Consider the following 12,941-nt stretch of genomic DNA (forward strand, 5'->3'; position numbering starts at 1 on the left):
GGGCCGCATAGGTTAAGACACCCCGGTGGCCGTCGGCACTCATTCCCCCGGCGGCCACCGCTGAAGCCGTATGGCTGCGTTCCAAGGGGCGGAGCAGCCCCTCAGCCCCGGCCGACCTTGCCCTTCTTCAGCCAGAGCTGGTCCAAGAGGACGTCGCACTTGTCACCGGCCTGGCAAGAGAGCGCGAGCGTGTTGGAGCCCTTCTTCAGGGTCGGGTAGGCGTAGCTCTCGGTCCATGCCTTCGTCGGGTCGGACAAGTGCGTCCAGTTGGCGAAGTTGAAGCCGCTGCCGTACTTCTGACCATTGACGGTGAGGGTCATCGACTGGTCCTCACCAGGGTTGTCGTAACGCGCGAGGAGAGTGTAGGCGCCCTCCTCGGGGACGTTCACGGTCCAGGTCACCGAGGCGCCCACCGTGTTCAGGCCGCCCACGTAGACACCGCCGGCCGCCTTCGCGCCCGGGACGTCCGTCGCCTTGGTCGCGCCGCCGAGCAGCTGGAGGGCGTTGGCGTCCGTCTTCGGCAGCTCGCCCGGCGCCGCGGAGCCGCTGCCCGAGGGGCTCGGGCTGCTGGTCTGGGAGTGGGTCGGGGTGGAGCCGGCCTGGTTGCCGGACTTGTCGTCGTCCGTGTTGCCGTTGATCATCGCGATGCCGATACCGATGACGACCGCGGCGACCACCGCGATCGCGCCGATCAGCAGGCCCTTGGTGTTGGGGCCGCGGCGGCCGGACGCGGGGGACGCGGTCCGGCGGCCGGCCGGGGCGCCGCCGGGCAGCGTCTCGGGGGCCTGGTAGTGGGCGTTCGGCTGGCCGTAGGCCCCCTGCTGGGGGACGCTCTGGCCGTACGGGGCCTGCTGTGCGCCGTAGGAACGCTCGCCGACCGCACGCACTCTGCTGACCGAGTTCGGGTAGCCGTAACCGCCGCCGGACGGCGGCTGGGCTCCCCGGGCCTGGCCGTCTGCGTACAGGTAGCCGAACGGGTCGTCGTCCTCGGGCGTGCTCGCGCCGTTGTCGCCGGGCGTCATCCCTTGGTACTCCTCAACAGGTGCGGGCGGATGCGGTACGGGTTGGAATGGCGAGCCTACCCGTTCTCCCTGGCCCAAACGGGGGCCTCGGACCGCTTCACCTCGCTGACCTGCGGCTCATCCGGCACGGCGGTGCTGTTTGGGACGAGATCGTTTCTCTACGTACATCCGCTCGTCAGCGGACTTCAGCACCTCGTCCGCCGTCATGCCGCAGTGCGCCCAGCCGATGCCGAAGCTCGCGCCCACCCGGACCGCCCGGCCCTCGGCGCGGATCGGCTGGATGATCTCGTTGCGCAGCCGTACGGCGAGGTCCTGGGCGTCGGCCCGGCCGAGGCCGTCGGCGAGGATCACGAACTCGTCGCCGCCGAGCCGGGCGACCGTGTCGCCGTCCCGGACGCCGTTGCTCAGCCGCCGGGCGACCTCGATGAGGACGGCGTCGCCCGCGTTGTGCCCGAACCGGTCGTTGATCGACTTGAAGCCGTCGAGGTCGCAGAAGAGCACCGCGAGGCCCTTGGTGCCGTCGTCGCGGCCCTCCTCGGGGGCGACGGTGTGCACATGGTGGTCGTAGGCGTCGAGGCCGTCCGTGCCCGGCGCGAAGTCGAAGCCGTGGCCGGCGGGGATGTCGAAGGCGGGGTGGCCGTAGGCCGCGTCCAGGGATTCGAGGGCCCCGGCGTGCGCGGGGCGCTGACAGAGCCGGGCCGACAGGCGCGAGCGCAGCTCGGCCGAGTTCGGCAGGCCGGTCAGCGAGTCGTGGGAGGCCCGGTGGGCGAGCTGCAGCTCGCGCCGCTTGCGCTCCTCTATGTCCTCGACGTGGGTGAGCAGGAAGCGGGGTCCGTCGGCGGCGTCCGCGACGACGCTGTTGCGCAGCGACACCCATACGTACGTGCCGTCCCGGCGGCCGAGCCGCAGCTCCGCGCGCCCGCCCTCGGCCGAGGTGCGCAGCAGGGTGCCGACGTCCTCGGGGTGGACGAGGTCGGCGAAGGAGTAGCGGCGCATCGCGGAGGCGGGGCGGCCGAGCAGTCGGCACAGGGCGTCGTTGGTGCGCAGGATGCGGCCGTGCTGGTCGCCGCCCATCTCGGCGATGGCCATGCCGGAGGGGGCGTACTCGAAGGCCTGCCGGAAGGATTCCTCGCTGGCGCGCAGCGCCTGCTGCTCGCGCTCCAGACGGACGAGGGCGCGCTGCATGTTGGCGCGCAGGCGGGCGTTGCTGATCGCGATGGCGGCCTGGAAGGCGTACATCTGGAGGGCCTCGCGGCCCCAGGCGCCGGGGCGGCGGCCGTTGCGCGGCCGGTCGACGGATATGACGCCGAGCAGTTCGCCGCAGTTGCCGCCCGGCACACCGGGCGTGTACATCGGCGCGAAGAGCCGGTCGGAGGGGTGCCACTCGTCCTCGAAGCGGGGCGCGGGCCCGTCGGTGTACCACTGGGGGACGTCGTCGTCGTCGAGGACCCAGCCCTCGGTGTGCGGTATGAAGACGAGGTCGCCCCAGTGTTCGCCCATGCTCAGCCGGCGGTCCCAGGACTCGCGGGAGCCGACCCGGCCGGTGATCAGGGCCTCCGCGGCGGAGTTGCCGGAGAAGGCGGCGACCACGAGATCACCGTCCTGGCGGACCAGGTTGACGGCCGCCATCTCGTAGCCGAGGGCGTGCACGGCGCCGTCGGCGACCGTCTGCAGTGTGTCCGCCAGGCTGCGTGCCGTGTTCATGTCGGCCATGACCTGGTGCAGCTGTCGCAGGGACGCAAGACGGACGTAGGGCTCCGACTCGGTCTCCATGCTCTCCCTCCCCCCGAGGCCTCGCAGCGATTGAAGGGTTGTCCCGCCACTGAATCACAGCGCGCTGCCCACTCGGTACACAGGGTCAACAATTCCTGCCCCTTGTGACTCAAGTCACAGGAGAACGTGAACAATTGAGTGGAGTTTCTGCGTTTTGCCTGTGCGGTTCCTGAACACGCGGCGTGCGGACGTGCACACATATTGCACGCTCGGGGGCGTCCGCGTGCGCCGCTGGTCCTAGGACCCGGTTCGGGCGGAGGGCCGATGCGGCCCGCGTCCGGCGGAGACTAGCGTTTCCGGCGTGCTGAAGACTCCCTCCCCCACCACCCCCCTGGCTTCCGGGCATGCTGAGGGGGTGAGCAACGACGAGTTCCGGGCCGCGATGTCCCGGCTGGCCGCGGGCGTGGTCCTGGTCACCGCGCAGGAACCGCCGCTGGACCCGGACGACCCCGGGGCGCCGGGCGTGGAGGACGTCGGCATGACCGCCACCGCCTTCCTGTCGGTCTCCCTCGACCCGCCGCTGGTCATGGTCAGCCTGCGCACCGGCGCCCGCATGGACGACCTGCTCGACGAGCAGCCGCTGTGGGCGGTGTCGGTCCTCGCCGAGAGCCAGCGGCACATCGCGGGCCGGTTCGCCATGAAGGGCCGCATCAGCGACCGGCTGCTCTTCGAGGACATCCCCTACGTCCGCGGCGAGGCCACCGGCGCCCCGCTCGTCGGCGGCGCGCTGGCCACCCTGGAGTGCCGCACCGAGCAGCGGGTGACCGCCGGCGACCACACCCTGGTCATCGGCCGCGTCCTCACCGCCCGCGTACCGAGCGCCGAGGGCGGCCCGCTGCTGTACTTCCGCGGCCGGTACCGCCGGCTGGGCTGAGCCGGAGACTCCCCGGCCCGGGGGCCGGCGGGAGCTCCTGGGCCTCCTCCACGGTCAGCTCCGCCAGCTGCGACGGGGCGGTGACGATGTCGATCCCCGTGATGCGGTCGGCGGCGAAGGTGAAGGCCAGGACCCGCTCCGGGCGGCCGTCGGCGAAGACCGCGAGGCCGGTCGCGCCGTCGACCAGGACCGGACGCGCCACACGGGCCAGGCGGGCGAAGCCCGCCGCGCCGGCGGCGACCCGGGCCGCGCCGCCGGTCACGCCGGCCTCCGTGCGGGCCACCACGTCCGGGTCGAGCACCGCGAGCAGCGCCTCGAAGTCGCCGTCCCGCGCGGCGGCCAGGAACGCGTCGACCACCCGCCGCTGCCGGGCCAGGTCGGCTCCCGGCACCGCCACGCCCCGCACCCGGCGCCGGGCCCGGCTGGCGAGCTGCCGCGCCGCGGCCGCGTTGCGCCCGAGGACGCCGCCGACCTCCCCGAAGGGCACCCCGAACAGGTCGTGCAGCACGAAGGCCAGCCGCTCGGCCGGCGAGAGGGTGTCGAGGACGACGAGGAGGGCGAGCCCGACCGAGTCGGCGAGCAGGGCGTCCTCGGCGGGGTCCGGCCCGGCGGACGGCGCGTGCCGCCCGCCGTCCAGCGGCTCCTCGCCCCGGGTGCGGCGCGAGCGCAGCATGTCGAGGCAGACCCGGCCGACGACGGTGGTCAGCCAGCCGCCGAGGTTCTCCACCTCCCGCGTGTCGGACCGGCTCAGCCGGAACCACGCCTCCTGGACGGCGTCCTCGGCCTCGGCGGCGGAGCCGAGCATCCGATAGGCGACGGCCCGCAGGTGCTCCCGGTAGGACTCGAACCGCTCGGCGAGAAAGTCGTTGTCGGTCATGGGGCCCGGCCTCTCCGTCGTCGTCCGCGGCCGCTGCCGCACCCCTGTGACGAGTGGCGGCGGGCGGATGTGACAGGACCTCGGCTAGCCCCAGTCCCGTCCCGAGCGGCCGCGCTTGGTGTCCGCGCGCTGCTTCTTCTCCCGCAGCCGGCGTTCGTTGATGCCGCGCGGGATGCGGGTCGGCTTGCGGGGCTTCGGCGGCGGCGCGCTGGCCTCCGCGAGGAGCGCGGCGAGGCGTACGGCGGCGGCCTCCCGGTTGCGCCACTGGGAGCGGTGCTCCGAGGCCCGTACGGAGACGACCCCGTCGACGAGGCGGCCGGCCAGCCGCCGCAGCGCCCGCTCCTTCCACACCGGGGGCAGTGCCTCGGTGCGGGCGAGGTCGAAGCGCAGCTCGACCTGCGAGTCGCTGGTGTTGACGTGCTGTCCGCCGGGCCCGGACGACCTGGAGAAACGCCACATCAGCTCGGCCTCGGGAAGCGAGACGGAGCCACGGATGAAATAGGGCCCGGACATGCCCTCCATGTTCCCGGTCCGGCCCGGCGCACGTCACCTGGATTTCCGGTTCGGTAAAAAAGGTAAAGGCATCCGGAACCACGGGGACCCCCCTCGACGTTGTCCCGGGTGACGGTAGCTTCGTCGGCACAGAGTGCGCGCAGAGTGCACGGATATGCACGGGTATCTAAGGAAGGGACTCCCAACATGGCTGTAAGCCTGTCCAAGGGTGGCAACGTCTCGCTCACCAAGGAGGCTCCGGGCCTGACCGCCGTCACCGTGGGCCTCGGCTGGGACGTCCGCACCACCACCGGCACGGACTTCGACCTGGACGCCTCCGCCATCGCGGTGAACGGACAGGGCAGGGTCTACTCGGACGGCCACTTCGTCTTCTTCAACAACAAGCAGAGCCCGGACAACTCGATCGTCCACACGGGCGACAACCGCACGGGCGAGGGCGCCGGCGACGACGAGGCGATCAACGTCAACCTGGCCGCGCTGCCGGCCGACATCGACAAGGTCGTCTTCCCGGTCTCCATCTACGACGCCGAGAACCGCGGCCAGAACTTCGGCCAGGTCCGCAACGCCTACATCCGCATCGTCAACCAGGCCGGCGGCGCCGAGATCGCGCGCTACGACCTGTCGGAGGACGCGGCCACCGAGACGGCCATGATCTTCGGCGAGCTGTACCGCAACGGCGCGGAGTGGAAGTTCCGCGCGGTGGGCCAGGGCTACGCCTCGGGCCTGGTCGGCATCGCCCAGGACTTCGGCGTCAACGTCTGAGCACCGGGCCGGGCGCGAAGGTCCCCCCGGCGCCCGCCGGGGGGACCTCTTCCACAGGCGGGGTCACGGCATCCGCGGGAAGCGGGCCTGAAGGGTCCAGACGGCCGGGTTCTCCGCCAGGTCCTCGTGCAGGTCGGTGAGGTCCGCGAGCAGGTCGTGCAGGAAGTCGCGGGCCTCGCGGCGCAGCTCCGTGTGGGAGAAGCTCAGCGGGGACTCCTCGGCCGGCACCCAGTCGGCGCTGATGTCCACCCAGCCGAAGCGGCGCTCGAAGAGCATCCGGTCGGTGGACTCGGTGAAGTCCAGCTCGGCGCGCTGCGGCCGGGCGGCGCGGGAGCCCATCGGGTCCCGGTCCAGCCGTTCCGCGATGTCGCACAGCGCCCACGCGAAGTCCAGCACCGGCACCCATCCCCAGGCTGTGGACAGTTCCCGGTCGGTCTCGGTGTCCGCGAGATAGACGTCCCCGCAGAACAGGTCGTGGCGCAGCGCGTGGACGTCCGCGCGGCGGTAGTCGGTCTGCGGGGGGTCCGGGAACCGGTTGGAGAGGGCGTAGCCGATGTCGAGCACGGGGGAGATGGTGTCACGCCGGTCCGGCGGCTCCTGTCCGCGGTGCACCCCGCCCGCCTAGGATCACTGACATGTCCAGATCCTTACGCCTTGTCCAGGCGTTCGCCGCCCTGCTCGCCCTCGCGCTCACGGGCACCGCGTGCGACGGCGGGGTGCGGGGCACCCCGGGCGGCTCCGGCGTCCGCGACCCGTACTTCCCGAAGGCCGGCAACGGCGGCTACGACGTCGGGCACTACGCCCTGACCCTGGACTACACCCCGGCCACCCGCCGGCTCACCGGCACGGCGGTCGTCACCGCCCGGGCCACCCGGGACCTGTCGGCCTTCGACCTGGACCTCGCCGGGCTGCGCGTCGACTCGGTCACCGTCGAGGGCAAGGACGCCCGCTGGAACCGTGCCGGCCAGGAACTCACCGTCCGCCCGCACGACGACCTGAGCAAGGGCGAGGCGTTCCGCACGACCGTCCGCTACTCGGGCACCCCGCGCACCCTCACCGACCCCGACGGCTCCGAGGAGGGCTGGCTGCCCACCGCCGACGGCGCCCTGGCGCTCGGCGAACCGGTCGGCTCCATGGCCTGGTTCCCCGGCAGCCACCACCCCTCCGACAAGGCGTCCTACGACATCACGGTCACCGTCCCGAAGGGTCTCCAGGCCGTCTCCAACGGCGAGTTGGCCGACCAGCGCACGCAGGACGGCCGCACCACCTACCACTGGCACTCCGCGCAGCCCATGGCGAGCTATCTCGCCACCGTCGCCATCGGGCACTACGCCATCACGCGCACCACCGGCCCGCACGGCCTGCCCGTCGTCACCGCCGTCGATCGGACCCAGGCCGCGGCGAGCAGGAAGGTCCTGGCGAAGATCCCGGAGATCCTCGACTGGGAGGAGTACAACTTCGGGCCGTACCCGTTCTCCTCGGCCGGTGCGATCGTCGACCGGCGGGGCGACGCCGGGTACGCGCTGGAGACCCAGACCCGGCCCGTGTTCCCCGCCGACCAGCTCACCACCCCGATCCTCGTGCACGAGCTCGCCCACCAGTGGTACGGCGACTCGGTCACCCCCGCGAGCTGGCGCGACATGTGGCTCAACGAGGGCTTCGCGACCTACGCCGAGTGGCTTTACGACGAGGACCACGGCGGCAAGAGCGCCCAGGAGCGGTTCACCGAGGTGTACGAGGAGGACGACGAGGCCGTCTGGGCCTTCCCGCCCGCCAAGCCCTCCGGCGCCGCGCACATCTCCGACACCCCGGTCTACGAGCGGGGCGCGATGGTCCTGCAGAAGATCCGGCAGAAGGTCGGCGACGACACCTTCTACGCCATCATCCAGGGCTGGGCCGCCGCCCGCCGCCACGGCACGGCGAGCACCGCCGACTTCACCGCGTACGTCGAGAAGAAGGCCCCGCACCGGGATTTCGGCGGGATCTGGAAGGACTGGCTGTACGGGGAAGGCCGGCCGGCCCACCCGTGAGAACGGGCGGTCCGGCCGGCCGGCTGCCGTACGGGGGCGGCTACTTGACGTTCACGGCCCCGTCCAGGCCGCCGCCACCGCCCCGTACTCCGCGCCGCCCGGGCCGTACAGGCCGGCCGCCGCCTGGAGGGTGCCGGTGCGGGTGCCCGCGTAAGGGGAGTTGTAGGACACCCCGTTGACCGCCTTCGCGCCGCTGCCCCCGGACAGCAGGTGGAAGAAGTGGTTGGCGACACCGGACGAGTAAGCGCAGTTGGGGCGTGGAACGTCACACCCCGCCCCGCGGGCGGCCCGGCACCCGCGACCGCGCCCGCCACCCGGCCGCCCGTTACTCGACCCGGATGCCCATCGCCGCCGCCAGCGCCGGCGCCAGGTCCAGCAGCTGCCCGGTGCTGATCACCGCGCCGGAGAGCCGGTCCAGACCCCGGGCGACCTCCAGCGGCGCCGCCCCGCGCAGGTCCACGTCCGTCAGGGTCGCACCGCCGAAGTCGGCCTCCCTCAGGGCGCAGTCGGTGAACTCCACCCGCTCCAGGCGCGCGCCCGCGAAGTCCGGCTCCACCAGGACGCAGGAGTCGAAGACGACGTCCTTCAGGCGGGCCTCGCGGAGGTTCAGGTAGTCGATCTTGCCGCCCCGGATCACCACCCGCTCCAGCACCGCGCCGTGCATCTGCGTGCCGCCCAGGCGCGCGTCGACCAGCTCCACGTCCCGGAACGTGGACTCGGCGAACTGCGTGCCCACACCCCGCAGTCCCGTCAGCACCGAGTCCAGCACCCGGGCCCGGCCCAGCGCCGTCCCGTCCAGCGCGCAGCCCGTCAGCGCGCAGTCCATGAACCGGGCCCCCGCACCGTCCTGCCCGCCCACGTCCAGCTCACGGAACTCCAGCCCGTCGTAGTCGCCGTCCGGCTCCAGCTCCCCTCCGGCCCACGGCTCCAACGGCGGCAGCCGCACCTCCGGCCGCCGCGCACCCCGCACCGCCCCCCGGCCCGCCGGCCGGCTCCCCGTCGCTCGCCTCACCATGCACCCATGCTGCACCCCGCCACTGACAATCCACCTGACCTGGGGAAACACCGGAATGTCAGCCACGGCGGGGCGCCGGCCGGTCCGCCCTTGACCTCAAGCGCGCTCGAGGTCGGAGGGTGGGGGCACCACGTCGTCTCCCCCGGGGGGTCCCATGCACGCCGTCCGTCTGCACGCCTTCGGCCCGGCCGAGAACCTGATCCACGAGGAGGTGCCGGACCCGGTCCCCGGCCCCGGCCAGGTGCGGATCGCGGTCGCTGCGGCCGGGGTGCACCTGCTCGACGCGGCCCTGCGGGAGGGACACCGGGGCCCGCTGCCCGAGCTGCCCGCCCTGCCGACCGTGCCCGGCCGCGAGGTCGCGGGCGTCGTGGACGCGCTCGGCGACGGCGTGGACGCGCTGTGGCTCGGCCGCCGGGTGGTGGCCCACCTGGGCCTCGTGCCCGGCGGCTACGCCGAGCTGGCCGTCACCGAGGTCGAACGCCTCCACGACATCCCGGAGAACCTGGACCCCGCCGCGGCCGTCGCCATGATCGGCACCGGCCGTACGGCGCTGGGCATCGCGCAGTTCGCCGAGCCGGGACCGGACGACGTCGTGGTCGTACCGGCCGCGGCCGGCGGTATCGGCACCCTGCTCGTCCAGCACGCCGGGAACGCCGGAGCCACCGTGATCGGCCTCGCCGGCGGCCCGGAGAAGACCGCCCGCGTCCGCGCGAACGGCGCCGGCCTCGCCGTCGACTACACCGACCCCGGCTGGCCGGCCGAGGTCCGCGCCCACCTCGGGGGCCGGCCCGCCACCCTCGTCTACGACGGCGTCGGCGGCCAGGTCGCCCGGGAGGCCGTCGCCCTGCTCGGCCCCGGCGGCCGGCACCTGGTCTTCGGCTGGTCGGCGGAGGGCATCGCCGACGGCCGGGGGTACGCCGTCGAGGGCCTCTCGGAGTCCGTGCTCGGCCCGGCGATGCTCCGGAAGGCCGGCGGCCTGCGCGCCCTGGAACTGCGCGCCCTCGCCGAGGCCGCCCAGGGCCGCCTGCGCCCGGCCGTCACCCGCTTCCCCCTCGCCGGGGCCGCCACCGCCCACCGGGCGCTGGAGGGCCGGACCACGATCGGCAAGGTGGTACTGGAACCGTGAGGGACCCCGGCCGGGGCCGGTGAGGCACATGGGCAGGGACAGGGCTCCGCACCACCGCGCGACCGGCCGCCGACGCCCCGGGGCCGCCGGACCACCGCCCCCGCCGGCGGACCGTCAGCCGGCGGCGCCCAGTGCCTTCAACGCGTCGTCCGTGAGGCGGTACACCGTCCACTCGTCCTGCGGGCGCGCGCCCAGCGCCTCGTAGAAGCCGATCGCCGGCCGGTTCCAGTTCAGCACCGACCACTCCAGCCGCTCGTACCCACGCTCCCCGCAGATGCGCGCCAGCTCCGCCAGCAGCGCCCGCCCGTGCCCGCCGCCGCGCGCCTCGGGCCGCACGTACAGGTCCTCCAGGTAGATGCCGTGCACCCCGCGCCACGTGGAGAAGCTGAGGAACCACAGCGCGAACCCGACCGGCTCGCCGCTCTCCTCGTCCACCGCCAGGTGCGCGAACGCGGCCGGCCGCTCCCCGAACAACGCCTCCCGCAACTGCTCCTCGCTCGCCCGGGCCTCCTCGGCCGCCTTCTCGTACTCGGCCAGCTCACGGATCAGGGTGTGGATGACAGGGACGTCGTCAGGGGTGGCGCTACGAATCATGCGGCGAGGGTAACCGGTCCGCGCCCCGGGCCTCAGTGCCGTCCCGCCACCCGGTCGGCCGCCTTCGCCAGCCGCGAGGACCGCACGCCGGGCCGCAGACGTTCCCGCTGGTCGGCGGCCCGATAGGTGGCGTACATGCCCTGCACGCCCAGCCAGCGCAAAGGCTCCGGCTCCCACTTGCGGACCTTGTGGTTCACCCAGGGCAGGTCCGTCAGCTCCGTCCGGCCGCCCTGCCCGGAGTCCCGCTGCACCAGATCCCGCAGGGTCCGGGCGGCCAGATTGGCGGTCGCCACCCCGGAGCCGACGTAACCGCCCGCCCAGCCGAGCCCCGTGGAACGGTCCAGCGTCACCGTGGCGCACCAGTCGCGCGGCACCCCGAGCACCCCCGACCAGGCATGCGCGATCCGCACCCCGGCCAGCGACGGGAAGAAACGCGTCAGGATCTCCCGCAGGTCCTCCACGGTCGCCGCCTGCGTCCGGCCGTCGTTGTCGGTACGCGAACCGAAGCGGTACGGCACCCCCCGCCCGCCCAGCGCGATCCGGCCGTCCGCCGTGCGCTGCGCGTACATATAGGCGTGCGCCATGTCGCCGAGGGTCTCCCGACCCGCCCAGCCGATCGCCGCCCACTGCTCCCCGGTCAGCGGCTCGGTCGCGATCATCGAGGAGTTCATCGGCAGCCAGGTCCGCCGCTGCCCGCTGAGGGAGGCCGTGAAGCCCTCGGTGCAGCGCAGCACGTACGGCGCGCGGACCGTGCCGTAGGGGGTGACCGCGTGCTTGGGCCGGATCTCCGTCACCGGCGTCGACTCGTGGATGGTCACGCCCAGCGCCTCCACGGCCGCCGCGAGCCCCTTCACCAGCTTCACCGGGTGCAGCCGGGCCCCGTGCGGGGTCCAGGCGGACCCGACCGCGTCCGCGATCCGGATCCGCTCGGCCGTCTCCCGGGCGCCGTACAGCTCCCGGTCCTTCTCGCCGTACGACAGCTCGTGCGCGTGGAACGCCTTCAGCCGGGCCAGCTGCGCCGGAGTCGTCGCCACCTCCAGCACCCCGCCCCGGTGCACGTCCGCGTCGATGCCCTCCGCCTCGGCGACCGCGACCACCTCGGCCACGGTGTCGTTCATCGCCCGCTGGAGCCGTACGGCGGCCTCGTGACCGTGCAGCTTCGCGTACCGGTCCCGGCCCGCGATCCCGTTGTACAGCCAGCCGCCGTTGCGCCCCGAGGCCCCGTACCCGCAGAACTTCTGCTCCAGCACGGTGATCCGCAGGAAAGGGGCGGCCTTCTTCAGGTAGTACGCCGTCCACAGGCCCGTGTACCCGCCGCCCACGATCACGACGTCGGCGGACGCGTCCCCGGACAGCGGCTCCCGCACCGCCGGAAGACCGTCGTCCGCGTACCAGAAGGAGATGCCACCGTTCACGACACTGCTCACCGAGCTGCTCATGGCCGGGACGTTAACCCCTGGGCCCGGCCAGTGTCTCCTTCGGATTCCATGCTTTTCCCCGGCCCCTGACCAGCGGATAGCAGGCGAGACCGATCAGCACCGCGACGGCGTGACCGACGTCCGTGAACGTCGGTCCGGCGCTCAGCGGCAGTCCGAACACGGCCAGCACCGCCGGCAGGTACCCGTACCGCCAGGGCGGCGCGATCCGGTAGGTGAGCACCGCGATCACGCCGGCCAGCGCGTAACTCACCCCGATGTCCAGGGTGTTCACCGCCGAGTACGGGGCCACGCCCCGGCGGATCGCCTCCAGCAGCGCCCCCTCGCTGATCAGCGAGGCCAGCACGTGCGCCAGCGCGCACACCGCCAGCCAGCGGGCCGTCCCCAGCCAGCGTTCGGCCTGCGCGTGGAACACCGTGTACAGCAGCGCGTACGGCACCCAGTGCCCGCTCTCGATCCACATCGCGCTGGCCACCAGCACCCGCACCGGATTGCGGGACAACTCGTGGATGTTCGTGGACCGCCGCTGCAGGAAGTGTTCCTCGAACCCCGGCGGCATGAGGTGCAGCGCGACGGTCGTCACGAACAGGACCCCCAGCCACACGTACGCGCCGGGAGCACTGCGGACGTACGCCCACGCCCCGCTCGGGCCCCGGAAGATTCGCATGAGCCGATTCACGCACGCCGGTGACGCCCGCCTGGTGATCGACATCCGGTGCGCCGACGAGGACGCAGGAAAGCCCAGGTGGGACGACGTCCCACCTGGGCCGCACGAGCCCCCTGTCGGATTCGAACCGACGACCTTCGCTTTACAAGAGCGGCGCTCTGACCAGCTGAGCTAAGGAGGCGTGCACCTGGGTGCCCGTGCAGTGTACCCACGTCCGGGGGCCGTCCCGTCGAATATTTCCGCGAAGTTCAC

13 protein-coding genes, 1 tRNA gene and 1 pseudogene are annotated in these 12,941 nt (G+C 73.0%); 4 read left to right on the forward strand and 11 right to left on the reverse strand.

Features of this window, described 5'->3' with window-relative positions; genetic code table 11:
- Window positions 1-101 precede the first annotated feature (101 nt).
- Both IG05_RS0112535 and cdgB read right to left on the reverse strand, forming a co-directional pair.
- Window positions 102-1,022 carry a CBM35 domain-containing protein gene (locus IG05_RS0112535; protein WP_030341995.1) on the reverse strand — a complete coding sequence of 307 codons (921 nt, stop codon included), beginning with the start codon at window positions 1,020-1,022 and terminating at the stop codon, window positions 102-104.
- Window positions 1,023-1,139: 117 nt separating this feature from the next.
- Window positions 1,140-2,795 (reverse strand): diguanylate cyclase CdgB, encoded by a 1,656-nt coding sequence (cdgB, locus tag IG05_RS0112540; RefSeq protein WP_030341997.1) that lies wholly within the window; start codon window positions 2,793-2,795, stop codon window positions 1,140-1,142.
- Between the two features lie 382 nt (window positions 2,796-3,177).
- Here cdgB and IG05_RS0112545 point away from each other — a divergent pair, with 382 nt between their 5' ends.
- The gene (locus tag IG05_RS0112545; protein ID WP_420707591.1) at window positions 3,178-3,669 is read left to right on the forward strand and encodes a flavin reductase family protein; all 492 of its coding nucleotides are present in this window, start codon (window positions 3,178-3,180) and stop codon (window positions 3,667-3,669) included.
- On the opposite strand, the gene IG05_RS0112550 is transcribed toward IG05_RS0112545, so the two are convergent.
- Together IG05_RS0112550 and arfB are read right to left on the reverse strand one after the other, a co-directional pair.
- Window positions 3,596-4,546: a sigma-70 family RNA polymerase sigma factor gene (locus IG05_RS0112550; RefSeq protein WP_078894076.1), complete on the reverse strand. Its 951-nt coding sequence runs from the start codon at window positions 4,544-4,546 to the stop codon at window positions 3,596-3,598. The genes IG05_RS0112545 and IG05_RS0112550 overlap by 74 nt on opposite strands.
- Before the next feature lie 84 nt (window positions 4,547-4,630).
- Window positions 4,631-5,068, reverse strand: coding sequence for an alternative ribosome rescue aminoacyl-tRNA hydrolase ArfB (gene arfB, locus IG05_RS0112555; protein ID WP_030342003.1), 438 nt, complete (start codon window positions 5,066-5,068; stop codon window positions 4,631-4,633).
- 177 nt (window positions 5,069-5,245) lie between these two features.
- Here arfB and IG05_RS0112560 point away from each other — a divergent pair, with 177 nt between their 5' ends.
- Entirely contained in the window at window positions 5,246-5,821 is a 576-nt protein-coding gene (locus IG05_RS0112560) for a TerD family protein (protein WP_030342005.1), read from the forward strand.
- Between the two features lie 63 nt (window positions 5,822-5,884).
- Here the strand turns inward: IG05_RS0112560 and IG05_RS0112565 are convergent, their stop codons facing one another.
- Window positions 5,885-6,385, reverse strand: a complete 501-nt coding sequence (locus tag IG05_RS0112565; RefSeq protein ID WP_030342007.1) for a hypothetical protein — start codon at window positions 6,383-6,385, stop codon at window positions 5,885-5,887.
- A 71-nt stretch (window positions 6,386-6,456) separates the two neighbouring features.
- Between IG05_RS0112565 and IG05_RS0112570 the strand changes: the two genes are divergently transcribed.
- On the forward strand, window positions 6,457-7,851 hold the full coding sequence (locus IG05_RS0112570; protein ID WP_030342009.1) for a M1 family metallopeptidase: 1,395 nt from the start codon (window positions 6,457-6,459) through the stop codon (window positions 7,849-7,851).
- A gap of 51 nt (window positions 7,852-7,902) precedes the next feature.
- Here the strand turns inward: IG05_RS0112570 and IG05_RS44945 are convergent.
- Window positions 7,903-8,094 (reverse strand): annotated as a pseudogene (locus IG05_RS44945) (peptidase M4 family protein); the annotation flags it as partial.
- Between the two features lie 82 nt (window positions 8,095-8,176).
- Window positions 8,177-8,866 carry a pentapeptide repeat-containing protein gene (locus IG05_RS0112580; protein WP_107051333.1) on the reverse strand — a complete coding sequence of 230 codons (690 nt, stop codon included), beginning with the start codon at window positions 8,864-8,866 and terminating at the stop codon, window positions 8,177-8,179.
- 154 nt (window positions 8,867-9,020) lie between these two features.
- On the opposite strand from IG05_RS0112580, the gene IG05_RS0112585 reads away from it, so the two are divergent.
- Window positions 9,021-9,992, forward strand: a complete 972-nt coding sequence (locus IG05_RS0112585) for a zinc-binding dehydrogenase (RefSeq protein ID WP_030342012.1) — start codon at window positions 9,021-9,023, stop codon at window positions 9,990-9,992.
- A 114-nt stretch (window positions 9,993-10,106) separates the two neighbouring features.
- On the opposite strand, the gene IG05_RS0112590 is transcribed toward IG05_RS0112585, so the two are convergent.
- From IG05_RS0112590 to IG05_RS0112605, 4 genes are all read right to left on the reverse strand, one after another.
- Window positions 10,107-10,586, reverse strand: coding sequence for a GNAT family N-acetyltransferase (locus tag IG05_RS0112590; protein WP_030342013.1), 480 nt, complete (start codon window positions 10,584-10,586; stop codon window positions 10,107-10,109).
- 32 nt (window positions 10,587-10,618) lie between these two features.
- Complete coding sequence (locus tag IG05_RS0112595; protein WP_030342015.1) at window positions 10,619-12,025, reverse strand: NAD(P)/FAD-dependent oxidoreductase; 1,407 nt, start codon at window positions 12,023-12,025, stop codon at window positions 10,619-10,621.
- Window positions 12,026-12,035: 10 nt separating this feature from the next.
- Window positions 12,036-12,689: a rhomboid-like protein gene (locus IG05_RS0112600; protein ID WP_199808294.1), complete on the reverse strand. Its 654-nt coding sequence runs from the start codon at window positions 12,687-12,689 to the stop codon at window positions 12,036-12,038.
- Window positions 12,690-12,796: 107 nt separating this feature from the next.
- A tRNA-Thr gene (locus IG05_RS0112605) sits at window positions 12,797-12,870 on the reverse strand.
- Window positions 12,871-12,941: the final 71 nt, after the last annotated feature.

It is taken from the genome of Streptomyces sp. NRRL S-1022 (assembly GCF_000720135.1).
GTDB lineage: Bacteria > Actinomycetota > Actinomycetes > Streptomycetales > Streptomycetaceae > Streptomyces.